The sequence below is a fragment of the Gemmobacter nectariphilus DSM 15620 genome, from assembly GCF_000429765.1.
GTDB classification, from domain to species: Bacteria; Pseudomonadota; Alphaproteobacteria; order Rhodobacterales; family Rhodobacteraceae; genus Wagnerdoeblera; species Wagnerdoeblera nectariphila.
The window spans coordinates 361604-387108 of the sequence record NZ_AUCM01000004.1 but is presented as its reverse complement, the minus strand read 5'-3'; the positions used below and the strand labels follow the sequence as shown (position 1 = coordinate 387108).

The window sequence follows — 25505 nt, the reverse complement described above, 5'->3', positions numbered from 1 at the left end:
ACCGCATCCATGGAATTCTCGGCTGCACCGCTGATTTACGGGCTTGTTGCCCTGGGTGTGTTCCTGCTGGTCGAAGGGCTGTATCTGACGGTCTTTGGCAAGTCGATCAGCCTTGACCGCAAGGTCAACCGCCGCCTCGCGCTGATGGAAAAGGGCGGCAACCGCGAACAGGTGCTGGAACAACTCCGCAAGGAGATGAGCCAGCACATGAAGGCGCGGACCATTCCGCTCTATTCGCTGCTGGCGGAAAAGGCGCAAAAGGCCAACATCGCCTTTTCGCCCAAGGCCCTGGTCGCCATCATGTTCGCCATGTCCGGGGTCGCCTATGTCGGCCTGACCGTCGGGACCGAGGCCGAAACCCCCGTCCGCGCCCTGGTCGCGGTGGTGATGGGCTTTGGCAGCGTCTATGTCTGGGTCAACGGCAAGGCGAAAAAGCGACTTGCCCTGCTGGAAGAACAACTGCCCGATGCGGTCGAACTGATGGTGCGCTCGCTGCGCGTGGGGCATCCGTTCTCGTCTGCGATCAGCATCGTCGCCAAGGAAATTCCCGACCCGCTGGGCACCGAATTCGGCGTGATCGCCGACGAGGCCGCCTATGGCCGCGACGTGTCGGAAAGCCTCAAGGCGCTGGCCGAACGGATGGATCTTCAGGATCTGCGCTTCCTGGCCGTGGCCGTCGCGATCCAGCAGCAATCGGGCGGCAACCTCGCCGAGGTGCTGGACGGTCTGGCCAAGGTGATCCGCTCGCGCTTCAAGCTGTTTCGCCGGGTCAAGGCGATCACCGCCGAGGCGAAATGGTCAGGCATGTTCCTGTCGGGCTTTCCGATCGGCGCCATGATCATGATCCAGGTGCTGAAACCGGACTACTATGACGAGGTCAAGGAGACCGCCTATTTCATCCCCACTGCGCTGGTCGTGGGCGCCTTTCTGACGATCAACGTGATCTACATGAAGATCATGGTCAACATCAAGGTCTGAGCCAATGGATTTCATCAATCAGATCAACCAGATGATCGTCGAGACGCTTGGCCCCACGGGCCCGCTGATGGTCATCGGCGTGCTGGGCTTTGCGCTGATCCTGATCGCGCTGCCATCGTTTCTGAACCGCAAGGCCGATCCGCTGGACAAGCTGCGCGAGTCCGTTGCGCGCGGCAATGCCCGCAACGATACGCAAAAGGCACTGCGCACGGCCGACTATGCGGAAAAGCTGGAAAAGTTTGCCCATTTTCTCGAGCCGCAAAAGGCCGAGGAACTGGGCGCCGCCCGTCTGAAACTGATGCGGGCCGGCTATCGGCAGAAGACGGCGGTGCGCACCTTCCATGCGGCGCAATTCGTGCTGGGGATCGGCCTGTTGCTGCTGGGCGTGCTCTACACAATGCTGGCGAATGGCGACACCAAGCCAACCACGACCAACCTGATGCTGACCACCCTGCTGCCGGGGATCGCGGGCTATTTCCTGCCGAAATACTGGGTGGAACGCCGCGTTCAAAGCCGGCGCGAGGAAATGATCAACGGCTTTCCCGACAGTCTCGACATGATGCTCGTCTGCGTCGAGGCCGGGCAATCGCTGGATCAGGCGATCATCCGCGTCTCCAAGGAAATCAAGCTGGGCTATCCCGCGCTTGGCGAGGAATACGAACTTGTCGCCCAAGAGATCAAGGCCGGCAAGGAACGCGCGCAGGTGCTGAAGGACTTTGGCGAACGCTCCGGCGTGCCGGATATTGCCTCGTTCGTGACCACCATGGTGCAATCGGCCACCTTCGGCACCTCGATCGCCGAGGCGCTGCGGGTCTATGCCTCGGAAATGCGCGACAAGCGCGTGATGCGGGCCGAGGAAAAGGCGAACGTCTTGCCGACCAAACTCACTCTGGGCACAATGCTGTTCACGGTGCCGCCCTTGCTGATCGTTCTGATCGGCCCTTCGATCTACGGCATCGCCACGACCCTGGGTGGAGGAGGCGCGTTCTAGCGTGTCAGTATTCTGGCGGCCCGTTGCAGCCGCGATGACGATCTTTCTGGCCGCCTGTGGCACGACAGGCGGCCTTCATGCACCTGCGGGTGTGGTCCCCGGCACCGACCGGCATGGGCAGTCCGTCGATGGGCTGACCGTCGGTCATCGCCTGGCAGAGGCGGGCGAATACGAACTGGCGCTCAAGGCCTATTACCGCGCCGCGGGGGAACAGGGCATCAATGCCGATGTGCTCTCGGCCATCGGCTCGACCAACCTGAAACTTGGCCGCCTTGGCCAGGCCGAACAGATGCTGCGCCGCGCGCTGGAGATGGACCCCGATTTCGTCCCCGCGCTGAACAACCTGGGCGTCGTGCTGATGGAAAAGGGCGAGACGGGCGAAGCCAAGCGCGTCTTCCAGCGCGCCTATGCCCTGGACAGTGGCAATTCTGACTCCATCCGCGAAAACCTGCGACTGGCTATCGCGCGCACCGAAAATCGCGTCTATGATGTCAAGAATGAGGCAAACTTCTCGCTGGTGCGGCGGGGACGCGGCGAATACCTGCTGCTTACGCACTAGACGGGTCGAGCAGAAAAGGACGCGAAATGCGCCACCCTGTGATCGTTGCGCTGTGCCTTGGCGGCATGGCGCTTGCGGGTTGTAACCGCAATTCGGATGCCGAAGTCGCGCGCGCCATGAAAAGCGTGAACGTGATCGACGAAAGCAACCTGTCCGACATCATGCTGACGGTGGGCGACCCGAACGAGGCGGTGGCCTATTTCACCCGCACCGCCGCGGAAAACCCCGACCGGATCGACCTGCAGCGCAATCTGGCCAAGGCGCTGGTGCGCGCCGGCAAGGCGCCCGAGGCCGCGAAGGTCTGGGAAGGCGTGATCACCCGCCCCGAGGCAAACGACGAAGACAAGGTCCAGCTGGCCGATGCGCTGATCCGCGCCAACGACTGGACGCGCGCGCAAGAGGTGCTGAACACCATCCCTCCGACGCACGAGACCTTTCAGCGCTACCGGCTCGAGGCAATGGTGGCCGATTCCAACAAGCAGTGGAAAAAGGCCGACAGCTTCTATGAAATCGCCCAGGGGCTGACCAACCGGCCGGCCGGCGTTCTGAACAACTGGGGCTTCTCCAAGCTCAGCCGCGGCGATTATGCCGGCGCCGAAAAGCTGTTCGCCGAGGCGATCACCTACGACCCCAAGATGTTCACCGCCAAGAACAACCTGGTCATGGCCAGGGGCGCGCAGCGCAAATACGATCTGCCCGTCGTCGAGATGACCCAGACCGAACGGGCGGAACTCTTGCACACCATGGCGCTGACGGCGATCAAGGGCGGCGATGTGGTTGTCGGACGCGGCCTTTTGCAAGAGGCGATCGACACCCATCCGCAGCATTTCGACGCCGCCGTCCGCGCCTTGCGCGCGCTTGAAAACAATGTGAAGCAAGGCTGATGCTGGCCGCAACCGCCCGAGAGGCGATGTGGTTCCTGCCCTTCGTCCTGCCCGTCGCGCTCTGGGCCGCCTGGAGCGACATGAAATACATGAAGATCCCGAACAAGGCCGTGCTGGCGCTTGCCGGGGTCTTTGCCATTGTCGGTCTGGTGGCGCTGCCGCTGCCGGAATACGGCTGGCGCTGGCTGCATCTGGCGGTGGTGCTGGCGATCACCTTCGCGCTGACCATGGCAGGCATGATCGGGGCGGGGGACGCGAAATTCGCCGCCGCCATGGCCCCCTTTGTCGCACTGGGGGATCTGCGCCTGTTCATCGGCATCTTTGCCGCCAGCCTGCTGGCCGCCTTTGCCGCCCACCGCCTGCTGCGCGCCATCCCGCCGTTCCGCCGCGCAACCCCCGACTGGGTCAGCTGGACCAGCAAGAAATTCCCGATGGGCCTGGCCCTTTCAGGCGCACTGCTGGCCCATCTGGGGCTTGTGGCCCTCTACGGCCGCTGATCCGCTGCCTTGTGGCCTCTGCGGCCGGTGATCCACAACCCGGCCGCCTGCTTTGCCTTTTCAAAAATACCCTCAGGGGGTCCGGGGGCAGAATGCCCCCGGTTGCGCCAGATGCCATGGGCGCTCAGCCTTCCATGGCCTCCAGCTCGTCGATGAAGCCCGCGATCATGCTCAGACCCTTGTCCCAGAACGCCGGATCCGACAGATCAAGACCAAAGGGCGCCAGCAGTTCCTTGTGATGCATGGACCCGCCCGCTTCCAGCATGGCGAAATACTTGTCCTTGAACCCTTCCAGCCCGCCCGCATAGGCCGCGTACAGCGCATTCACCAGACCGTCGCCGAATGCATAGGCATAGACGTAGAACGGCGAATGCACGAAATGCGGGATATAGGCCCAGAAAGTCTCGTATCCGTCCATGAAATCGAACGCATCGCCCAGGCTTTCGGCCTGAACGCTCATCCACAGCGCGTTGATGTCGTCGGGCGTCAGCTCGCCCTCGGCCCGCGCGGCATGCAGCTTGCATTCGAAATCGTAGAAGGCGATCTGCCGCACGACGGTGTTGATCATGTCCTCGACCTTGCCGGCCAGCAGCGTCTTGCGCTCGGCCGGGGTCCTGGCTGCGTCCAGCAGCTTGCGGAAGGTCAGCATCTCGCCAAAGACCGATGCGGTTTCCGCAAGCGTCAGCGGGGTCGACGACAGCAGTTCCCCCTGCCCGGCCGCCAAGACCTGATGCACGCCATGACCCAGCTCATGCGCCAGCGTCATCACATCGCGCGGCTTGCCCAGATAGTTCAGCATCACATAGGGATGCACTGTCGTCACCGTTGGATGCGCAAAGGCCCCCGGCGCCTTGCCCGGCTTGACGCCCGCGTCGATCCAACCCTTGGTAAAGAAAGGCTGCGCGATTTCGGCCATGCGCGGATCAAAGGCGGCATAGGCCTCGGTCACGGTCTTTTGCGCCTCGTCCCAGCTGACGATCCGGGGGGCCTCGGTCGGCAGCGGGGCGTTGCGGTCCCAGATCTGCAGCCTGTCCAGCCCCATCCATTTCGCCTTCAGCCGGTAATAGCGGTGGCTGAGTTTCGGATAGGCGGCAACGACGGCATTGCGCAGCGCCTCGACCACCTCGGGCTCGACGTGGTTCGACAGGTGGCGCGCGTGCTGCGGGCTGGGCATCTTGCGCCAGCGGTCGTGGATTTCCTTTTCCTTGGCCAGAGTGTTGTGAACGCGGGCGAACAGCTTGATGTTCTTGTCAAACACCACCGCCAGCGACCGCGCCGCCGCCTCGCGTTTCGCGCGGTCGGTATCGGTCAGCAGGTTGAGGGTGGATTCAAGGTTCAGCTCCTCGTCCTCACCCGCGACCTTGAAGGTTAGCCCGGCCATCGTCTCGTCAAACAGCTTGTTCCAGGCGCTGGCGCCAACGACCGATTCATCGTGCAGGAACTTTTCCAGCTCGTCCGACAGCTGGTGCGGGCGCATGGCGCGCATCCGGTCGAACACCGGCTTGTAGCGCGCAAGGGCAGCATCGGCCTCGAGCAGCGTGGCAAGATGGGCATCCTCCAGCCGGTTGAATTCCAGGCTGAAGAACACCAGCGGCGTCGTCGCATTGGTGACGCGATCCTGCACATCGGCCATGAACTTGGCGCGGCCGCTGTCCATGGTGTTCTGGTAATAGCGCAGGCCCGCAAAGGACATCAGCCGCCCGGCAATCACGTCGATCTGTTCATAATCCTGCACGCAGGCCAGCAGTGCGCCGGCATCCAGCGTGGCCAGCTTGCCTTCATAGCGGGTCGCAAAATCGGCGCAGGCCGTATCCAGCCAGTCCAGATCACGGCTGACCTCGGGGGCGTCCTCGGCCGGGTAAAGATCGCGCAGATCCCATTCGGGAAGCTTGCCAAGGCCACCGCCCCCGCCGGAACTGGCATCGAACACGGGGCGCGGAAGGGACAGGGTCATGGGGGCCTCACAAGGTTGCTTGCCCAAGACATAAGGGCAGCGCCCCCCTGCCGCAACGTGGTCAGTGGATGATCACCTCGTCGGCGCGGACATAGCCCAGCACCAGCCGGGCCCGTTCGTCCAGAAGGTCAAGATCAAGCGAGGTATCGGACAGCCGTGTCGTGAGGTTGGTCAGCCGGTCGAGTTCGGCCTGAAGCTCGGCCTTGCGCGTTTGCAATGCCTCGATGTCGGCGCGGGTCTGGACGCGGCGGAACAGCCCGTGATCGCCCTGCATGGCCGCAAAGGCGAAATAGCTGGTGATCGCAACGGCCACCATCAGCAGAAGGGCGGCCCCGACGGGCGGAGAGCTGGAAGGTCCGGTCATGCGCTGCCTCGAACAGGGTCTGAAGCCCCTTTGGCTGCATCATGGCACAGGTGATTCGGAATGGCAAACCTGCTTGATTTGCCGGCCCCTGCGCCACCTGGCCGGCGTTGCAGGGGGGCCGTCTGCCCCCCTCTGCGCGCCAGGGCGCGCATTCACCCCCCGAGGATATTTGCATCAAGGCGAAAGCAGTCCGCCGCAACGTCATTCAGAACGGCATTTGACGGGACGGGACCGGTGATGAAACCATCACGGGCGAGGAGGACCCATCATGTCCCAGGCCCCGCGCGCCCGACAGGCGACACATGAGGTGTTCAACCAGCCGGTCCCGGCGCCCCCCGATCTGTGGGCGACCGATCCGGCGTTGCGGCATTGGGCCGGGCTGGCTGGCTGCGGTGCGGATGCGCTGGCCGCTTTTGGCGCCCGCGCCGGCAGCGAGGAGATGCGCGAGGCGGGGCGGCTGGCAAACCGGCACCTGCCCGAGCTGCGCCTGTTCGACCGGGGCGGGCGGCGGCTGGACGAGGTGGCGTTTCACCCTGCCTATCACCAGCTGATGGAGCTGGGTCTTGGGTCCGGCTATGCTGCCTGCGCCTGGGACGGCACGCCGGCCGGGCACGCCCACCATGCCGCGCTGCTTTACATGATGAGCCAGATCGAGCCCGGCGTCTGCTGCCCCATGACGATGACCTATGCAGCCGTGCCCGCGCTGGCCGCCGATCCGGCGATAGCCGCCGAATGGCAGCCCAAGCTGACCGCGCGCGCCTATGATCCGGCGGTTGCGCCGCTGGCGATGAAGCGGGCCGCGACCATGGGCATGGCGATGACCGAAAAGCAGGGCGGATCGGACGTGCGGGCCAATACCACCCGTGCCGAGGCCGATGGCGAGGGCTGGCGGCTGACCGGGCACAAGTGGTTCTGTTCTGCCCCGATGTGCGACGGGTTCCTGACGCTGGCGCAGGCACCGGGCGGGCTGACCTGTTTCCTGGTCCCGCGCTGGACCCCGGACGGCGAGCGCAATGCCATGCAGATCCAGCGGCTCAAGGACAAGCTGGGCAACCGCGCCAATGCAAGTTCCGAGATTGAATATCACCGCGCCTGGGCGCAGCAACTGGGCCCCGAGGGTCAGGGCGTGCGCACCATCATCGAGATGGTCCAGCATACCCGGCTGGACACGGCCATGGCCCCGGCCGGCCTGATGCGCGCCGCCCTGGCCGAGGCCCTGTGGTGGGCCGAGGGGCGCAGCGCCTTTCAGCGCCGGTTGATCGACCAGCCCCTGATGCGCAGCGTTCTGGCCGATCTGGCAATCGAGGCCGAAGGCGCGCTGGCCATGGCGATGCGTGTGGCGCGCGCCTTTGACGATCCCGCGCAGGCCGCACTGGCGCGCATCGCCGTGGCGGTGGTCAAGTTCTGGTCCAACAAGCGCTGCATCTGGATGATCGGCGAGGCGATGGAATGCCTGGGCGGCATGGGCTATGTCGAGGACACCCCCATGCCCATGCTGTACCGCGAGGCGCCGTTGAACGGCATCTGGGAAGGGTCGGGGAATGTGATCTGCCTGGATATCCTGCGCGCGCTGGGGCGCGAGCCGGCGGCGGGCGCGGCATTGCGGGCCGAGCTGATGGCCGCCATGGGCGCCGATCGGCGCTATGATGCCGCGATCAGGGCGCATCTGGACCGCTGGCCCGGCCTGCCGCCCGAGGCCGAGGCGCGGCTTTATGCCGAGCGTCTGGCGGTGCTGTTCGGCGCCTCGGTGCTGATCCGCGAGGGCAGCCCGGCCATGGCCGATGCCTGGGTTGCCACCCGGGTCGATGGCGCGCGCGGCGCCTTGCCCGGAGCGGTTTCCGGCATCGACACAGATGCGATTCTGGCCGTGCTGACCGTCTGAGCCGGGCGCCGGTTCCGACCCAAGCAGCGGAAATGGAACGGCGATCTTGCAAGGCGGGCGGGGCGGGAATGGATGTCCTTTCCTGTCCGGCCCCGTTGCGCGCTTGCGCGCCCCGCCCTAGGGTGGCGCGCAACCCAAGGGGAGGTTTCCATGTCCAGACAACTCGGCTTTGACACTTTGCAGATCCATGCTGGCGCCCGGCCCGATCCGGCCACCGGCGCACGGCAGGTGCCGATCTATCAGACCACGGCCTATGTGTTTCGCGATGCCGATCACGCCGCCGCGCTCTTCAACCTGCAGGAAGTGGGCTACATCTATTCGCGCCTGACCAACCCGACCGTGTCGGCGCTGGCCGAACGCATCGCGGCGCTGGAGGGCGGCGCCGGTGCGTTCTGCTGTTCCTCGGGTCATGCCGCGCAGATCATGGCGCTGTTCCCGCTGATGCAGCCGGGCACCAATGTCGTCGCCTCGACCCGGCTTTATGGCGGCACGGTCCAGCAGCTGACCAACATGATCAAGAAATTCGGCTGGTCGGCCAAGTTCGTCGATTTCGACGATCTGGCCGCGCTGGAAGCCGCGGTCGATGACAACACCCGCGCGATCTTTTGCGAATCCATCGCCAACCCCGGCGGCTACATCACCGACATTCCGGCGGTGGCGAAGGTGGCCGACAAGGTGGGCCTGCCGCTGATCGTCGACAATACCAGCGCGACGCCCTATCTGTGCCGCCCGATCGAGCTGGGGGCCACCCTGGTCGTGCATTCGACCACGAAATACCTGACCGGCAATGGCACCGTCACTGGCGGCTGCGTGGTGGATTCGGGCAAGTTCGACTGGTCGGCCAGCGGCAAGTTCCCCTCGCTGTCCGCGCCGGAACCCGCCTATCACGGGCTGAAGTTCCACGAGGCGCTGGGGGCCATGGCGTTCACCTTCTACGGCATCGCCGTGGGGCTGCGCGATCTGGGCATGACGATGAACCCGCAGGCCGCGCATTACACGCTGATGGGGATCGAAACCCTGTCGCTGCGCATGCAGCGCCATGTGGAAAACGCGGCCAAGGTCGCCGCCTGGCTTGAGGCCGATCCGCGCGTCGATGTGGTGACCTATGCGGGCCTTGCCTCCTCGCCCTACAACAGCCGTGTGGCGACGGTCTGCCCGAAGGGTGCCGGGGCGCTGTTCACCTTTGGCGTCAAGGGCGGCTATGACGTGGCCGTCAAGGTCGTCGGCGCGCTGGAACTGTTCAGCCATGTCGCGAACCTTGGCGATACCCGCAGCCTGATCATCCATCCGGCCTCGACCACGCACCGCCAGCTGACGCCGGAACAGCAGACCGCCTCGGGCGCGGCGCCCAACATGCTGCGCGTCTCGATCGGGATCGAGGATGCGGACGACATCATCGCCGATCTGGATCAGGCCCTGACCAAGGCCGGCGCCTGAGCCCGCGCGCACGCCCTGCCCCCGCAGGGCGTGCCCACCACCGGCCTGGTTCCCCCTCGCAATCGCGTGCGGCGGCCCGATCTGACCTAAGCCAGGATCGGTCCACGGCCAGGGCGTCGCGCGGCATCTGCGTGCCAACATCGCCCCGCGACAAAAGAACCGAAAAGGGCGCGAAAAAATCGTGTGATGCTCTTGCGCCGGTCTGCGTTTGCGTCTATCTCCCGCCTCGCAAGACGCTGAAGCGCGAAACGACCCGGCACCGCAAGGAACCCCGACGTCGCAAACCGCGAAGCAGTTGAAAGCATGGGGCTTTTCCACCCCGCCAGGATCGCAGGTCGTGACTGGCAGAATGGAAAGACATAGGCTGTGGTAGCTCAGTGGTAGAGCACTCCCTTGGTAAGGGAGAGGTCGAGAGTTCAATCCTCTCTCACAGCACCATCCCACCCCGCTGCCAGATAGATCATGCATCACGAAGGGCTTGGGTGGTTTCGGCTGTGGATCCTCCGTCTGCACACGCGCATCAACATGGCGCTGCGGCAATCGGTTGCCGGATCGCCGGTCTGCCAAACCCAAGCGCGCGGATCAGGCCGGAAATCAAGGCGGCGGCCCTAGCCCGCGAACAGCACCCTGGCGGCTTGCAGCAGCGCGCGCGGATCGCGATCGCTGCGCACGACGGGCGGCGGTGGCGGCACCTGCCCTGTCAGCCCGTGAACCGCCGTCCAGGCCGAGCGGACCGAATATTCCACCGTAAAGACGCAATCGAGCGGCATCTCGCAGAACTGGCCGATCACGGCAAAATTCGTCGCCCCGCGCGGGATCACGGGCGGGCGGTCGCCCGTCTCGCGCGGCATGAACTGGCTGGTGATCAAGGGCATCCGGCAGGGAATGACCTGCGCGCCGTCAAAGAATGCGGCCGCCTGTTCCGCCGTCAGCCGCAGCTGGTGGGAAAGCTCCTCGAGGATCTCGCGGCCGGTTGCCTGCGCCATCGGCTTGGCGATCACGTCACCCGACCGCTCGCCGCGCAGGCCATAGCCCCAGAACACCGGTCGCTCGGCAGGTTGGCCGCGAAAATGCGGCTGATGGAACATCACGATGGACATGAGCCAGCCCGAATCGGCAAAGGTCACCAGACCGCCGGTCCCCGTTCGGTTGCTGCTGAAATCCTCCATGAAGGTCACGAAGGCCGATGAGGCCAGCGTGACGGTGAACGAGGTCCAGGACGTGCGATCCGTCTGGCCTGCAAACACCTCGGGCCGCCCCAGCCCGTCGTGGCGGGCCGCAAGGCTGCGCCACAGGCCAAACCCCGGGGCCGGACCATCTGCTGCTGGCGGGGGCGTGTCGCGATCGCCGGCCACGGTGGCATCCGTCATCGAGCCAAGCGTCAGATAGACCCTGTCCTCGGGGGCAACGTCGATGATCGCCCCGGACTGCAGATGCAGACGGCTCACCTGCCGTCCCCCCGCATCGCTGGTGATGGCGACATCCTGCACGCCGTGATCGACCCGCAGATCCACCCCGCGCTGCAACAGCCAGTCAAGGATCGGCGCGATCAGGGAATCGTACTGGTTATAGCGCGTGCGCAAGATGCCCTCGATCCGCGCAAGACCCGGAAACAGATGCAGAAAGCGCCGCATGTAGCGCCGCATCTCGGCCAGCGAATGCCACGGCTGGAACGAGAACATCGTGCTCCACATGATCCAGAAGTTCGTGCCGAAAAAGGCGGGGGCGAACCAGCTGTCGATGCGGCGTCCGTCCAGCCGGCCTTCGGGTGTCAGAAGCAGGCGGTTGATCGCGACGATCTCTTCGGCGCCAAGGCCCAGCTGGAACCGGTCTTCGGCCTTGTGTCCGGCGCGCACAAGGCGGCATTCCCCCCGCCCCGGCACCATCCGGTTGAAGGCGAAGATATCATCGCGGACGGAAACCGCAGGATCGTCGGGCGCCGGGATCGAGGACAGCAGATCAAGCGTGCAGACGAAATTCGGCTCGAACATGCGCCCGCCGCGGGTCAGATAGCCAAGCCCGGCGTCGCCCGCGCCATCAAGGCTGCCCCCCGCCGTGCCTGCGCCCTCGAGGATCGTGATCCGATCCCCCGAAACGCCACCATCGCGGATCAGCAGGACCGCCGCCGACAGGGCCGCGATGCCGCCCCCGACCATGTAGTGCCGGCCAGTCGCTGCGTGCCGTTCCATGGGCGCCCCCTGTGCCTGGGATCAGGAAACCGCATTTGCCGACATGCGTCCATCAAAAACCGCCCGGGCCGAGTTGCGCATGGCGCGGGCGCGGCCCTGACATGCGCCCGTGATGGGCCCGACGATCTAGACCGCGCGAACGCCCACCGTGATCAGCACCAGCACCAGATACCTCCCGCCCTTGGCCAGCGTCACGATCAGGACGAACCGCCACAACGGCTCGCGCAGGACGCCCGCCACAAGGGTCAGCGGATCGCCGATGATCGGGACCCAGGCGGCCAGCAGGCTCCAGTGTCCCCAGCGGTGATACCAGCGCGTCGCGCGTTCAAGCTGGCGTGGCGAGGCCGGAAACCAGCGCCGGTCCGCGAACTGGACCAGCCCGCGCCCCAGCCCCCAGTTGATGACCGATCCCAGCACATTGCCAGCTGTCGCCACCGCAAGCAACAGCCAGACCGGATGCCCGCCGGCCAGCACCAGACCGACCAGCACCGCCTCGGATTGCGCGGGGATCAGGGTGGCCGCCAGCAGCGCGGCGGTGAACAGGCCGAACAGCGCAAGCATCTCAGGGCCGCCCCGGCCAGCGCGGGTGCAGATCGTCGATCACAAGCTCATGGCGATGATCGGGGCCATGCGCGCGCAGATGCGGATGGTCGGGCGGCAGATCGTCGTGCCGGTGCGCCAGCACGGCCGGATCATCTGCAGGCCACAGGCGCAGCGCCAGCCCAAGACCCAGCGCCGCAAGCGCTGCCATCACAAGGAACGTCGCCTCGAGTCCGACGCCCGGGCCAAGCCGCCCGGCCAGCGGATAGGTGATCAGCCAGCAGGCATGGCTAAGCGCGAATTGCGCAGCAAAGATCGCGGGGCGGTCCTCGGGCTGGGCCGATCGGCGCAGCAGGCGCCCGGTCGGCGTCTGGGTCAGGCTGTAGCCAAACCCGATCAGCAGCCACAGCGCCATCAGCGTGGCAAGCGATCCAGCCAGCGGGCCAAGCGCCGTTCCCAGCGTCACGATCACCGCCCCCGCCAGCATCGGCGGGCGATCGGGCAGCCGGTCAAGCAACCGCGGCAAGATCAGCGCCGCCACCATCGAGCCTGCCCCAAAGGCCGCCAGCGCCAGCGCGACTTCGGTTTCGCCAAGGCCGAACTGCCCTTTCACGATCACCACGGTATTGACGATCACCATCGCCCCGGCCGCCGCCACCGACAGGTTCAGCGCCAGCAGCCCGCGCAGGCGCGGCGTCGCCAGATAGATGCGCATTCCGCGTGTGGTGCGGTCCCAGATGCCGCGCGGGACGGCAGGTTTCGGGGACGGCAGCGTCACGGTCAGGACCAGCGCCGCCGAGGCCAGGAACCCGATCACCGTTCCACCGAACAGGACCGGAAAGCTGACCACCGTCAGCAACGCCGCCGCCAGCATGGGCGAGAGCAGGCTTTCCAGATCATAGGCCAGCCGCGACAGCGACAGGGCACGGGTATAATGCGCCTCAACCGGCAGGACATCGGGGATGGTGGCCTGAAAGGTCGGGGTGAATCCGGCGGATGCGGCCTGCAAAAGAAAGATCAGCCCATAGACATGCCAGACCTCGGTGACAAAGGGCAACGCCAGCGCGACCGCCGCCCGGATCAGGTCCAGCGCCACCAGCATCGCGCGCCGCGGCACCAGGCTGGCAAAGGCCGAGGCGATGGGGGCCAGCGTGACATAGGCCACCATCTTGATCGCCAGCGCTGTGCCCAGCACCAGCCCCGCATCCTTGCCCGCGATCTGCCAGGCCAGCAGACCAAGGGCAACCGTTGCAAGCCCGGTGCCGGTCAGCGCGATCACCTGCGCGGCAAAGAGGTGGCGGTAGGTGCGGTTGGCAAGGATCGCGAACATGAGCCCTCAGAGCAGCTTTGCCAGCGCGCGGATCTCGGCAAGGTCATCCGTGCCGCCGTGGCCAAGACAGTGGTCGACATGATCGTGGATCAGCCTGCGCTTGGCGGCGGTTACCGCCTTTTCGACCGCCTGCAACTGAACGGCTATCTCGGCGCAGGGGCGCCCTGCCTCGATCATCTCGATGACATGGCGCAAATGGCCATCGGCGCGTTTCAATCGCTTGATCAGGTCGGGGTGAGAGGCGTGTGGCTGACTGTCGGACATGCGCCCTTGTATCCCCCCGGGGGGGATAATCAAGCCTGCAATCCTGGTGCTGATTGCGGCGGGCGCACCCTTGCCCCCCGGACGGATCGCCCCGCCAGCGGCCAGCCCGGCCATCACCGCCGCCTGCAAGGCAGCGCCGCAACCTGCCCCATGGAATTTCGGCCCGCGCCTGTGCTAGCCTTCGCGCATTGACACGGATCACAGGCGAAGGGGATAGGGGTGTCACGGATTGAACCTGTCCGGCGCCTGATGACGGGCGTGTCATTGCGCCTGGCCTTTGCCTTTTGTGTGCAAGGCATCGCGGCGGTCTATTTCCTGATCGAATCCGCGGCAGAGATGGCCGAGCATCCTGGAGGGCTGCACACGCTGATCGAGGCGCCGCTTGCCCTGGCGCTGACCGTGGGAATGGGGATCGTCGGGCAAGAGCTGATCCGATCCATGCGGATCGCGCGCCAGCAGCAATCGGCCCTTGCGGATCTGACCACCGATTTCCGCGCCGTTGTCGAGACGCGGCTTGCGCGCTGGAACCTGACGGCCGCCGAACGCGATCTTGCCTTCCTGTCCTTGCGCGGCGCCGGGCTCGAGGAGATCGCCGTGCATCGCGGCGTCGCGCCCGGCACGGTGCGCGCCCAGTTCACACGAATCTATGCCAAGGCCGGGGTCTCGAACCGATCGCAGCTGGCGGCGGTTTTCGTCGCAGAGCTTCTTGGCGACGAAACCGCCACGACTGGCACCCCGCAGGCCCGCTCCGGCACATAAGCAGATGCTTACGCGCACCCGGCAGGCACCCGACAAAAGCTGACCGGGCGTAAACGTCAGACATAGGCCACAGATTTGCGGCGAGACCGCGATTGACGCAAGGCCGGGGCACGGGCAGCGTTCCGCAGCGCCGCGCCGTTTTGACCGGATCCTTTGTCCCGAGGACTATGCATGCCCATTCCCAACACCAAGATCTTTCTGGGTTCGACCATCCTGTCGGGTGGCGGGTTTACCCTGCTCTCGCCTGCCCCGGGCGATCTGACCGCCACACCGCTTGGCGTCCCGGGTCCGACATCGATCGCCGTGGCCACGGATCTGGATGGTGACGGGCGCCTTGACCTGATCGTCGGCACCCCCGGCAGCGATGACAAGACCACCGATGCCGGGCGCATCTTTGTCGTGATCGGCGCCCCGACGGCGGGCAGCTCGACCGACCTGTCCCATGCCACGGCAAAGACGCTGGTGATCGACGGCATCTCGGCCAACGACATGAGCGGCTTTTCCGTCGGGGCTATCCGCGATCTGAACGGCGACGGGCTGGGCGAATTTCTGGTCGGTGCCCCCGGCAAGACGGTGGGGACGGCATCGGATGCCGGCGCGGGCTTTGTGCTGTGGGGCGCGCCCACGGGGGTCGGCAACGGGATCGACCTTCAGGATCCCTTCACCAACGGCGGCGGCGGCTACGCGATCAAGGGCGAGGCCGCAGGCGACATGGCCGGCTATGCCATGACCTCGGCAGGCGATCTGAACGGCGATGGCAAGGACGACGTGCTGATCGGGGCCCCGGGGCAGGACGCCGGCGGCGCCGATGCCGGTGCGGCCTATGTGGTCTGGGGCAAGTCCACCCAAAGCGCGGCCCTGCTGTCGAATGTCGCGGCGGGCACGGGCGGGTTCAAGATCACCGGGGCATCGGCAGGCGACCGCATCGGCGAGGTGCTGACCACGCTGGCCGACCGCAACGGCGATGGCCGGGCCGAGATCTTGCTGGGCAGCCGGACCGCTGCCGGCGGGGCCGGGTCGGTCTGGGTCGTGAACGGACAGGCCGTTGGCACGGGCGTCAACCTTGCCAGCCTGACAACGGGCTACCGGATCACCGGCCAGGCCGGCGAAGGGGCCGGCTCGGCGGTCAGCGATGCGGGCGATCTGAACGGTGACGGGCTGAACGATATCCTGATCGCGACGGCGACCGGCAATGCGGCCTATCTGGTCTATGGCCAGGCGGACAACACCGACCGCACGCTGGCAGATGTTGCCGCCGGAATTGGCGGGGTCAGGATTTCAGGCACCAATCTGGCAGGCATGACGGTGCTGGGCAATGTCGACCTGAACCGGGACGGCATCGGGGATCTGGTGATCGGCACCCCGCACGATAGCGAAGGCGGTGCGAATGCCGGGGCGGTCTATGTGGTCTGGGGCGATCAGCTGTACCGCAATGTGACGCTGTCCGACCTGGCCCAGGGCATCGGGGGCGCCAAGATCGTCGGCGCAGCCGGAAGCCTGACCGGCAGCGCCATTTCGCTTGCCGGCGATCAGAACGGCGATGGCACCACCGATCTGATGATCCTTGCCCCCGGCACCGGAGAGCGGGTCAACGTGCTTTATGCCCCCGCCAGCTGGGGCCCCGATGCGACGGTCTATGGAACGGCGGGCGCGGATGTGATCGGGGCCGGCTATGGCGGTCCCTTTCATGCGATCGGCGACGGCAATGACATGGTCATGGGCCTTGGCGGCAACGACAGCCTCTCGACCGGAAACGGCGATGACACGCTCGATGGCGGCACCGGGGCCGACACCCTGGTCGGCGGCGATGGCAACGATGTCTATTATATCGACAATGCCGCCGATGTGATCGTCGAAGCATCGGGCCGCGGCACCGACACCGTGATCGCCTCGGTCAACTACACGCTTGGCGCGGATGTCGAGAACCTGACCCTGACGGGGGCGGCCCGCGCGGCCACGGGCAACGCGCTGGACAACCAGCTGACCGGCACAAGCGGCAATGACACGCTGGACGGCGGGGCGGGGAACGACACGCTGACCGGTGGCGCCGGGAACGACCTTTATATCGTCGACTCGGCGGGCGATGTGGTGGTCGAACTGGCTGGCGGGGGCAGTGACACCGTCTCCTCCAGCATCGACATGACGCTGGGCGCCAATCTCGAGGCGCTGACCCTGACCGGCGCTGCCCTGCGCGGCGATGGCAATGGTGGTGCCAACCTGCTGACCGGCAACGCGCTGGACAACACGCTGGATGGCCACGCCGGGGCAGACACACTGCGCGGCGGGGCGGGGAACGATCTTTACTTCGTGGACAGCGTCCTGGATCAGGTCGTCGAACTGGCCGGCGAAGGCCATGACGTGGTGCGCGCCTGGTCCGATTTCACCTTGCAAGGCGAGATCGAGGAACTGGTGCTGAAAGCGCCCGGCCATCGCGGCACCGGCAGCGCGATTGCCAACATCCTGACCGGCACTGCGGGATCGGACACGCTGGATGGCGGGCTGGGTGCCGATACGCTGCGCGGCAACGCAGGCGATGACAGCTATTACGTTGACGATGCGGGCGATGTGATCCGGGAAAGCGCCACGGGCGGGACCGACACGGTCCATGCCAGCCTTGACTGGTTGCTGAGCAGCGGGCTGGAAAACCTTGTCCTGATGGGGGCTGCGCGCAGCGGAACGGGCAACGCCCTGAACAACCGGATCACGGGCACGGCCTTTGCCGATACGCTCGACGGCAAGACGGGCGCCGACACGCTGGAGGGCGGCGCCGGCGATGACACCTATGTCGTGGACGATGCCGGCGACATCGTGATCGAGGCGGCAGGCGGCGGCACCGACACCGTGCGTGCCACCGTCAGCCATGCACTGGCCGATCAGGTCGAGAACCTGACATTGCTGCGGGCCGGGCTGACCGGCACCGGGAACGCGCTGGACAACCTGATCACCGGCAGCAAAGGCGCCGACATGCTGATCGGCCTGGCCGGCAATGACACGCTGGACGGCGGCGGCGGCGCCGACACCATGGCCGGCGGCACCGGCGATGACACCTATTACATCGACGATGCCGGCGACGTGATCATCGAACTTGCAGGCGAGGGCACCGATGTCGCGGTGATCCTGCGCGACGGCCTTGCGGTCAACGGCGATGTCGAAATCATCCGGCTGGGCGGCACCGCCCATACCGTCACCGGGGGCGGCGGCAACAACATCCTGCAAGGCAGCAACGGCGATGACACGCTGGACGGCGGCGACGGGGACGATCAGCTGCTGGCCGGCGAAGGCGATGACGAGCTGCATTCCCGCTCGGGCTCTGACACGCTGTCGGGCGGGGGCGGCAATGACCGCTATCGCATCCACGGCGGCGCCGTCGAGATCGAGGATTTCCTTGGCGATGACACGCTGGACGGCTCGGAAAGCGAGACGGACGATTTCTATGACCTCTCTGGCGAGGTCGACAGCGAGATCGAACTCGAGCGGTGCCATATCAAGCAAGGCGGCACCGTCTCGGGTCCGCTGGATGTGCAGTTCCTGCAAGACCTGACCGGCAGCTTCGCGGATGACATCGCCACGGTGCGCGGGCTGGTTCCCCAGATCGTCAACGCGATCTTTGCCATTCAAGCCGACGCACGGTTCGGCCTGTCCTCGTTCATCGACAAGCCGACCTCGCCCTTCGGCGTGGCAGGCGAATGGGTCTACAAGCTGGAACAGGCCATGTCGTCGAACGGCGCGGCGCTTGGCGCGACCTATGCCGCCATCACGACCCACAGCGGCGCGGACGCACCGGAAAGCCAGATCGAAGCCCTGATGCATCTTGCCCTGACCTCGGCCGAGGTCGGGTACCGGGCCGAAGCCGCGCGCTTTGTGGTGCTGTTCACCGATGCGCCGTTCCATGTGGCCGGCGATGGCGCATCGGGCGGGATCGTGACGCCAAACGATGGCGATGCCGTGATCAATGGCGGCGGCCTGGGCGAGGATTACCCGATGGTCGCCCAGGTGCGCGCCGCGCTGGAAGCGGCCGGGATCATCCCGATCTTTGCCGTGGCCGGCGGGGTCGAGACCACCTATCAGGGCCTTGTGACCGACCTTGGCCGCGGGGCCGTCGTCACGCTGACCGCCAACAGCTCGAACATCGTCGATGCGATCAGCGCGGGCATGACAGCCGCCACCCGCACCTCGATCGAACATGCCGAGGCCGGCTCGGGCGACGACACGATGCTGGGCGGGGTCGAGAACAACAGCCTTGCCGGGAATTTCGGCAACGACAGCATGGACGGGCGGTCGGGGATGGATACGCTGCTGGGCGGGGCCGGGGATGACATCCTGACAGGCGGCGCCGGCAGCGATCTGATCAACGGCGGCGCAGGTCACGATACTGCGGTCTATTCGGGCGCCAAAGCCGACTACAGCTTTGCCGTGACCGAAGATGGCCTGACCATCACCGACCTGCGCGCGGCAAGCCCGGACGGCACCGATGTCGTTCTGGGGGTCGAAACCTTTGTCTTTGCGGATGGCACGGGAACAGCGGCGACGCTTTGGGGCACCAAGGTCACCGACCGGCTGACCGGCGGCGCCGATGCGCTGATCGTGACCGATGCGGATCACCACGCGATCCGTGGCTATGGCCGGGGCGACACCCTGACCGGGGGCGCCGGTTTCGACACGATCATGGGCGATGCGGGCCGCGATGTGCTGGACGGCGGGCTGGGGGACGATATGCTGAATGGCGGCACGGGATCAGACACGCTGAGCGGCGGTGCGGGGGCGGATTGCTTTGTCTTCCGCTCGGTCAGCGACAGCGCGGCCGGCAGCGAGGATCTGATCCTTGATTTCACCTCGGGCGTCGATGCCATCGACCTGTCCGGCGTGGATGCCGATGCGACGACCGTGGGGGATCAGGCCTTTGCCTTCATCGGATCGGCGCTGTTCAGCGGCACCGCGGGCGAGCTTCGCTTGACTGTCAGTGCCTCGCTGGCGGTCCTGCGCGGCGATATTGACGGCGATGGCACCGCCGATTTCGCGATCAAGTTCCATCTGGCCCAAGGCAGCGCGCCCGAACTGGCCGACCTGATCCTGTAACGACTGACGGCCCAGGCGCGGCCCGCCGCGCAGGGGATCGCAGGCCTGACTGCCCCGCGATGCGGTCCCCGGCCAGACCCGGGGGCCGGTCAAATACGGATGCCGCCCCTGCCCGCCGGTCTGCCGGCAGGTGGGGCGCCCGGCCGGCTGACATCGCCCCCCAAGGACGCCCCAGCCCGCTAACCCAGCGGCAGCATGGTGGTGGCCTTGATCTCTTCCATGCTCAGCAGCGCGGTCACGTTGTAGATTTTCACCTCGGAAATCAGCGCCTGATAAAAGGTGTCATAGGCCCGCGCGTTCTTGACCCGCACCTTCAGGATATAGTCGATATCCCCGGCCAGACGATGCGCCTCCATCACCTCGGGGCGCTTGCGCAGCACATCCAGAAAGCGGCGCTGCCAGTCGGCCTCGTGCTCGGAGGTGCGCACCAGCACGAAAAAGCAGGCCTCCAGCCCCAGTGCCTCGGCATCCAGCAGCGCGGTGGTGCGCAAGATCACCCCCGCCTCCTTCATCCGGCGGATGCGATTCCACACCGGGGTCTTGGAACTGCCGATGCGGCGGGCGATTTCATCCAGCGACTGGCTGGCATCTTCCTGCAATGCGGCAAGGATTTTCCGATCCATATCGTCCAGCCGGACAGTCATTCCGCAGATTCCCCCGAATGCGAACAGGCGTTCATATCTGGCGTAGTATCGGAACAATCATCCTTATCATCAAGGGCAATCTAGCAATAAACCGGGAAATTGTCCTATATTGGGGCAGGAAAACCAGCCCTCGGGAAGATCGCCATGACCACCAGCTTTGCCCCCGGCTCTGTCGCGCTTGTCGGCGCAGGCCCCGGTGATCCCGACCTGCTGACGCTGCGCGCGCTGCGCGCGATCCAGTCTGCCGATGTGATCGTGCTCGACCGGCTGATCGGTCAGGGCATCCTGGACCTGATCCCCGCCACGACCCGCCGGATCGACGCCGGGAAAGAGGGCTTCGGCCCCTCGACCCCGCAGGCCGAGATCCACGCCGCGATGATCGACGCCGCCCGCACCGGCGCCTTTGTCGTGCGGCTGAAATCGGGCGATCCCGGCATCTTCGGCCGGCTGGAGGAGGAACTGGACGCCCTCGATGCCGCCAACATCGCCTGGCAGATCGTGCCGGGCCTGACCGCCGCCTCGGCCGCCGCCGCGGCCCTCGGCCAGCCGCTGACCGCGCGCGGGCGCAACGGGGCGCTGACCATCGTGACCGGGCATGACGTCAAGGGCTTTGCCGATCAAGACTGGCGCGCGCTGGCCCGCCCCGGCGCGGTTGCCGCGATCTACATGGGCAAGGCCGCCGCGCGTTTCCTGCAAGGCCGGCTGATGATGCACGGCGCCTTGCCCGACACGCCGGTCACGCTGGTGGAAAACGCCGCCCGCCCCGACCAGCGCATCCATGCGGCAACCCTGGCCACCCTGCCCGCCACGGCCGCCCAATGTTCGGGCCCCGCCGTCATTCTGTGGGGCCTTGCCCCCCGCGCCGCCCTGTCCACCCTGCCCGCAGTCCTGGAGGCCTGACCATGGCCCGTTTCACCCCGAAAACCGTCACCGCCAACGACCTGCTGGATGGCGACTCCGTCTGGCTGACCCCCGAGGGCACCTGGACCCGCGATCACCATCAGGCCGAACTGATCGAGGACGAGGCCCATGCCCAGCTGCGCCTGCTGCTGGCCCAGCGTCAGGGCGACCGCGTGGTCGGCGCCTATCTGGCCGATGCGCGCCCCGGCCCGAACGGCCCCGAGCCTGTGCATTTCCGGGAAATCTTCCGCACCCGCGGCCCGTCGAACTATGCCCACGGCAAACAGGCGACCAGCGCCTGACCCCATCATCTTGCCACAAATACCCATGCGACGCCTGCCACCCCGCGCCGCCGCCTCAGGGAAAGCCCGATGTATCGCTATACCGACTTTGACGAAGCCTTCACCCGCGCCCGTGTCGCCCAGTTCAGCCAGCAGGTCGCCCGCCGTATCGACGGCTCGCTGACCGAGGATGAGTTCAAGCCCTTCCGCCTGATGAACGGGCTCTACCTGCAACTGCATGCCTACATGCTGCGGGTGGCGATCCCCTATGGCACGCTGTCCAGCCGCCAGATGCGCCAGCTGGCCCATATCGCCGACACCTGGGACAAGGGCTATGGCCATTTCACCACGCGCCAGAACATCCAGTTCAACTGGCCGAAACTGGCCGATGTGCCGGCCATCCTGACCGCGCTGGCCGATGTGGAAATGCACGCCATCCAGACCAGCGGCAACACGATCCGCAACGTGACGGCCGACCATTTCGCCGGCGCCGCGGCGGATGAAATCGCCGATCCCCGCCCCATCGCCGAACTTTTGCGCCAGTGGTCCACCGACCACCCGGAATTCCAGTTCCTGCCGCGCAAGTTCAAGATCGCCATCACCGGCAGCCCGAACGACCGCGCTGTCACCAAGGCGCATGACATCGGCCTGCGCATGGTGCGCAACGATCAGGGTCAAGGCGGCTTCGAGGTGATCGTCGGCGGCGGCCTTGGCCGCACCCCGATGATCGGCCAGGTCATCAACCCCTTCGTCCCGCTGGACGATCTGCTGCCCTATCTCGAGGCGATCCTTGGCGCCTATAACGAGGCTGGCCGGCGCGACAACAAATACAAGGCCCGCATCAAGATCACCGTCTTCGAAAACGGCCTCGATGCCTTCCGCGCCGAGGTTGACCGCCGCTTTGCCGAAATCCGGCCCGGCTTTACCCTCAACCGCGCTTTCCTGTCGGAAATCGAGGCCGCCTTTGCCCCCCCCGCCTTCCGCAATGCGCCCATCGACGCGCATCTCATGGCGCTTGGCAATCCGGTCTACCGCGACTGGGCGGACACCAACCTGACCGACCACCGCAACGCGCAATATGCGATCGTCACCGTCAGCCTGAAAGCCCATGGCCAGACCCCGGGCGATGCCACCAGCGACCAGATGCGCGTTCTGGCCGATCTGGCACAGACCTATGGCCATGACGAGCTGCGCATCAGCCACGAACAGAACGTCATCCTGCCCCATGTCCACAAGGGCGACCTGCCCGCCGTCTGGGCCGCGCTGACCGAGGCCGGGCTGGCCACCGCCAACGTGGGCCTGCTGTCCGACATCATCGCCTGCCCCGGCATGGATTATTGCGCCCTCGCCACCGCCCGCAGCATTCCCGTGGCGCAGGAACTGGCCACCCATTTCCGCGACCTGGGGCTCGAGCGGGAAATCGGTCAGCTCAAGATCAAGATCTCGGGCTGCATCAATGCTTGCGGGCATCACCATGTCGGGCATATCGGCATTCTCGGCCTCGACCGGGCGGGGGTGGAGAATTACCAGATCACCCTCGGGGGCGACGCCACCGAAAACGCGGCCATCGGCGAACGCGCTGGTCCCGGCTTTGCCTATGACCAGATCGTCCCCGCGATCGAGCGGCTGCTGCGCGCCTATCTGGCACAGCGCGAAACCCCGCAGGAAACCTTTGCGGCCGCCTTCGCCCGCCTTGGCCCGGCCCCCTTCAAGGAGGCGCTCTATGGCGCGGCCGAACGCTCTGCCGCGTGAGCTGCACGGCTCGGGCGCCGGGCTTGCCCCGGTCCCGGACCGTGTCGCCGCGCTGAACGCGCGCTATCGCCATCATGGGGCGGTGGCGGTGCTGGAACATGCGCTGAACGATCCCGATCTGGGGCGCGTTGCGCTGGTGTCGTCCTTCGGGGCGGAATCGGTGGTGCTGCTGCACCTTGTCTCGGTCGTCGCACCGCAAACGCCGGTGCTGTTCATCGACACGCGCCTGCTGTTCCCCGAAACGCTGGCCTATCAGCGCGAGATCGCGGAACGGCTGGATCTGCGCGATGTGCGGGTGATCCGCGCGGGGCTGACCGACCTGTCGGTCTGGGACCCAGACGGGGCGCTGCACCGGCGCGATACCGACGCCTGCTGCGATCTGCGCAAGACCGCGCCGCTCGACCGTGCGCTGTCGGGTTTCGATGCCTGGATCACCGGGCGCAAACGCTATCAGGGCACAACCCGCGCCGCGCTGGATTTCTTCGAGGCCGAGGCCGGCACCGGCCGCATCAAGGTCAACCCCCTGGCCCATTGGGGCAAGGAGGATGTGGCGGATTACATGCTGAACAACCGCCTGCCGCGCCACCCCCTTGTGGCGCAGGGCTATCCCAGCATCGGCTGCGCCCCCTGCACCAGCCGCGTCAAACCCGGCGAGGACGAACGCGCCGGGCGCTGGCGCGGATCGGACAAGACCGAATGCGGCATTCACTTCAACGACGGCCGCATCGTGCGCGGCCCCCTCAAGGACACGGCAGCATGAGCATCCTCGTCACCGATGCGGGCTTTGCCCCCACCCCCGCCGGCCCCACGCCCGTTGCGCTGGCCGACCTCGCCGGCGCGCCCCTGGCGACGGCCGTCGACCTTCTGCCCGGCGACCGCGCCAGCGCGCTGGCGGGCGATCTGCACCGCCTGACGCTGATCCGCATCGCCTTTCCGGCCTTCTCCGACGGGCGCGGCTTCACCCTGGCGCGCGATCTGCGCCGCATGGGCTATGCCGGCACGCTGCGCGCCCATGGCCATCTGCTGGCCGACCAATATGCCATGGCCCGCCGGTCCGGCTTTGACGAGGTCGAGATCAGCCCCGACCTTGCCGCCCGCCAGCCCGAAGACCAATGGCGCTTCCGCGCCGACTGGCAAACCCATGACCATAGGTCGCGGCTGACCGCCTGAATTGGCGATTCCCACGCCTGCCCCCAGCCGCTAGACTGGTGCGGCCCGCCAAGGCGGCCCATGGCCGTCTTTCGCCTTGATCCAAATATCCTGCGGGGGTCCGGGGGTGCAAAACCCCCGGTCCTGCCGCTGACATCCCGCGCGGCCCCGCCGCCTTGCCCGAGACGCATATGACCGACACGCCCGCCCCGACCCGCCCGACCGCCCCCGTCCTGCCCGATGCCCAGACCGTGACCTCGGTCAGGCACTGGACCGACCGGCTGTTTTCCTTCCGCGTGACGCGGCCGCAATCGCTGCGCTTCCGCTCGGGCGAATTCGTGATGATCGGGCTGATGGGCGACAATGGCAAACCCTTGCTGCGCGCCTATTCCATCGCCTCGCCCAACTGGGACGAGGAGCTGGAATTCTACTCGATCAAGGTGCCCGATGGCCCGCTGACGTCAAAGCTGCAGCATATCCAGCCGGGCGATCAGATCATCCTGCGCCCCAAGCCGGTCGGCACGCTGGTGCATGATGCGCTGCTGCCGGGCAAGCGGCTGTGGCTGCTGGCCACCGGCACCGGGATCGCCCCCTTTGCCAGCCTGATGCGCGATCCCGAGACCTACGAGAAATATGACCAGGTCATCATGATGCACACCTGCCGCCAGGTGGCCGAGCTGGAATACGGCCGTCAGCTGGTCGAGGGGCTCAAGAATGACGAACTGATCGGCGAGATGGTTGAGGGCAAGCTGCTTTACTACCCCACCACCACGCGCGAGGCGTTCGACCATATGGGGCGCGTGACCGACAACCTGTCCTCGGGCAAGGTCTTTGCCGATCTGGGCATCCCCGGCCCGATGGACCCGGCCACCGACCGCGCGATGATCTGCGGCAGCCTTGCGTTCAACATCGACGTCAAGGCAATCCTTGAAGGTTGGGGCCTGCGCGAGGGGGCGAATTCCGAGCCGGCGGAATTCGTGGTCGAAAAGGCCTTTGTGGGCGAGGGGATCTAGGGCTGCGGCGGCGCAGGGGGGCCGTCTGCCCCCCTCTTGGCCGTGCCGGCCAATTCACCCCC

22 protein-coding genes and 1 tRNA gene are annotated in these 25505 nt (G+C 66.3%); 16 read left to right on the top strand and 7 right to left on the bottom strand.

From position 1 onward, the window contains the following. Nucleotides 1-9 precede the first annotated feature (9 nt). Genes G481_RS0104925 through G481_RS0104905 form a run of 5 tightly spaced genes read left to right on the top strand, consistent with a single transcriptional unit; the run spans nucleotide 10 to nucleotide 3909 of the window. The gene (locus G481_RS0104925) at nucleotides 10-978 is read left to right on the top strand and encodes a type II secretion system F family protein (protein ID WP_028029027.1); all 969 of its coding nucleotides are present in this window, start codon (nucleotides 10-12) and stop codon (nucleotides 976-978) included. A gap of 4 nt (nucleotides 979-982) precedes the next feature. After that, nucleotides 983-1969 (top strand): type II secretion system F family protein, encoded by a 987-nt coding sequence (locus G481_RS0104920; protein WP_028029026.1) that lies wholly within the window; start codon nucleotides 983-985, stop codon nucleotides 1967-1969. A 34-nt stretch (nucleotides 1970-2003) separates the two neighbouring features. Beyond that, complete coding sequence (locus tag G481_RS0104915) at nucleotides 2004-2528, top strand: tetratricopeptide repeat protein (RefSeq protein ID WP_028029025.1); 525 nt, start codon at nucleotides 2004-2006, stop codon at nucleotides 2526-2528. Between the two features lie 26 nt (nucleotides 2529-2554). Beyond that, nucleotides 2555-3412 (top strand): tetratricopeptide repeat protein, encoded by an 858-nt coding sequence (locus G481_RS0104910; protein WP_028029024.1) that lies wholly within the window; start codon nucleotides 2555-2557, stop codon nucleotides 3410-3412. Beyond that, nucleotides 3412-3909: a prepilin peptidase gene (locus G481_RS0104905; protein ID WP_035025096.1), complete on the top strand. Its 498-nt coding sequence runs from the start codon at nucleotides 3412-3414 to the stop codon at nucleotides 3907-3909. The genes G481_RS0104910 and G481_RS0104905 overlap by 1 nt, the downstream gene beginning before the upstream one ends. Before the next feature lie 124 nt (nucleotides 3910-4033). Here G481_RS0104905 and G481_RS0104900 read toward each other — a convergent pair whose 3' ends face one another. Together G481_RS0104900 and G481_RS0104895 are read right to left on the bottom strand one after the other, a co-directional pair. Further along, on the bottom strand, nucleotides 4034-5863 hold the full coding sequence (locus G481_RS0104900) for a M3 family oligoendopeptidase (RefSeq protein ID WP_028029022.1): 1830 nt from the start codon (nucleotides 5861-5863) through the stop codon (nucleotides 4034-4036). A 61-nt stretch (nucleotides 5864-5924) separates the two neighbouring features. Beyond that, complete coding sequence (locus G481_RS0104895) at nucleotides 5925-6227, bottom strand: FtsB family cell division protein (RefSeq protein WP_028029021.1); 303 nt, start codon at nucleotides 6225-6227, stop codon at nucleotides 5925-5927. A gap of 268 nt (nucleotides 6228-6495) precedes the next feature. On the opposite strand from G481_RS0104895, the gene G481_RS0104890 reads away from it, so the two are divergent. From G481_RS0104890 to G481_RS0104880, 3 genes are all read left to right on the top strand, one after another. Further along, on the top strand, nucleotides 6496-8109 hold the full coding sequence (locus G481_RS0104890) for an acyl-CoA dehydrogenase family protein (protein ID WP_028029020.1): 1614 nt from the start codon (nucleotides 6496-6498) through the stop codon (nucleotides 8107-8109). Nucleotides 8110-8259: 150 nt separating this feature from the next. Then, nucleotides 8260-9546: an O-acetylhomoserine aminocarboxypropyltransferase/cysteine synthase family protein gene (locus G481_RS0104885; protein ID WP_028029019.1), complete on the top strand. Its 1287-nt coding sequence runs from the start codon at nucleotides 8260-8262 to the stop codon at nucleotides 9544-9546. A 363-nt stretch (nucleotides 9547-9909) separates the two neighbouring features. Next, nucleotides 9910-9984: transfer RNA gene (locus G481_RS0104880), tRNA-Thr, on the top strand. A 170-nt stretch (nucleotides 9985-10154) separates the two neighbouring features. Here G481_RS0104880 and G481_RS22880 read toward each other — a convergent pair. The 4 genes from G481_RS22880 to G481_RS0104860 form a co-directional block, all read right to left on the bottom strand. Next, complete coding sequence (locus G481_RS22880; protein WP_035025094.1) at nucleotides 10155-11735, bottom strand: oleate hydratase; 1581 nt, start codon at nucleotides 11733-11735, stop codon at nucleotides 10155-10157. A 126-nt stretch (nucleotides 11736-11861) separates the two neighbouring features. After that, nucleotides 11862-12296, bottom strand: a complete 435-nt coding sequence (locus G481_RS0104870; RefSeq protein WP_028029018.1) for a YqaA family protein — start codon at nucleotides 12294-12296, stop codon at nucleotides 11862-11864. A 1-nt stretch (nucleotide 12297) separates the two neighbouring features. After that, complete coding sequence (locus tag G481_RS0104865) at nucleotides 12298-13605, bottom strand: MFS transporter (protein WP_028029017.1); 1308 nt, start codon at nucleotides 13603-13605, stop codon at nucleotides 12298-12300. Nucleotides 13606-13611: 6 nt separating this feature from the next. Beyond that, nucleotides 13612-13869: a metal-sensing transcriptional repressor gene (locus G481_RS0104860; RefSeq protein WP_028029016.1), complete on the bottom strand. Its 258-nt coding sequence runs from the start codon at nucleotides 13867-13869 to the stop codon at nucleotides 13612-13614. Between the two features lie 219 nt (nucleotides 13870-14088). Here G481_RS0104860 and G481_RS22875 point away from each other — a divergent pair, with 219 nt between their 5' ends. Then, nucleotides 14089-14628: a helix-turn-helix transcriptional regulator gene (locus G481_RS22875; protein ID WP_154664526.1), complete on the top strand. Its 540-nt coding sequence runs from the start codon at nucleotides 14089-14091 to the stop codon at nucleotides 14626-14628. Nucleotides 14629-14799: 171 nt separating this feature from the next. Then, entirely contained in the window at nucleotides 14800-19704 is a 4905-nt protein-coding gene (locus G481_RS24990) for a M10 family metallopeptidase C-terminal domain-containing protein (protein WP_051294303.1), read from the top strand. A gap of 179 nt (nucleotides 19705-19883) precedes the next feature. On the opposite strand, the gene G481_RS0104845 is transcribed toward G481_RS24990, so the two are convergent. Then, entirely contained in the window at nucleotides 19884-20348 is a 465-nt protein-coding gene (locus G481_RS0104845; protein WP_028029015.1) for an Lrp/AsnC family transcriptional regulator, read from the bottom strand. 144 nt (nucleotides 20349-20492) lie between these two features. Between G481_RS0104845 and cobA the strand changes: the two genes are divergently transcribed. The 6 genes from cobA (at nucleotide 20493) to G481_RS0104815 (ending at nucleotide 25443) form a co-directional block, all read left to right on the top strand. Then, nucleotides 20493-21248 (top strand): uroporphyrinogen-III C-methyltransferase, encoded by a 756-nt coding sequence (gene cobA, locus G481_RS0104840; protein WP_028029014.1) that lies wholly within the window; start codon nucleotides 20493-20495, stop codon nucleotides 21246-21248. 2 nt (nucleotides 21249-21250) lie between these two features. Continuing rightward, the gene (locus G481_RS0104835; protein WP_028029013.1) at nucleotides 21251-21550 is read left to right on the top strand and encodes a DUF2849 domain-containing protein; all 300 of its coding nucleotides are present in this window, start codon (nucleotides 21251-21253) and stop codon (nucleotides 21548-21550) included. A gap of 69 nt (nucleotides 21551-21619) precedes the next feature. Then, entirely contained in the window at nucleotides 21620-23281 is a 1662-nt protein-coding gene (locus G481_RS0104830) for a nitrite/sulfite reductase (RefSeq protein ID WP_028029012.1), read from the top strand. Continuing rightward, the gene (locus tag G481_RS0104825; protein ID WP_084450628.1) at nucleotides 23253-24041 is read left to right on the top strand and encodes a phosphoadenylyl-sulfate reductase; all 789 of its coding nucleotides are present in this window, start codon (nucleotides 23253-23255) and stop codon (nucleotides 24039-24041) included. The genes G481_RS0104830 and G481_RS0104825 overlap by 29 nt, the downstream gene beginning before the upstream one ends. Then, nucleotides 24038-24451, top strand: a complete 414-nt coding sequence (locus tag G481_RS0104820; RefSeq protein WP_028029010.1) for a DUF934 domain-containing protein — start codon at nucleotides 24038-24040, stop codon at nucleotides 24449-24451. The genes G481_RS0104825 and G481_RS0104820 overlap by 4 nt, the downstream gene beginning before the upstream one ends. 170 nt (nucleotides 24452-24621) lie before the next feature. After that, the gene (locus G481_RS0104815; protein WP_028029009.1) at nucleotides 24622-25443 is read left to right on the top strand and encodes a ferredoxin--NADP reductase; all 822 of its coding nucleotides are present in this window, start codon (nucleotides 24622-24624) and stop codon (nucleotides 25441-25443) included. The last annotated feature ends 62 nt before the right edge of the window (nucleotides 25444-25505 follow it).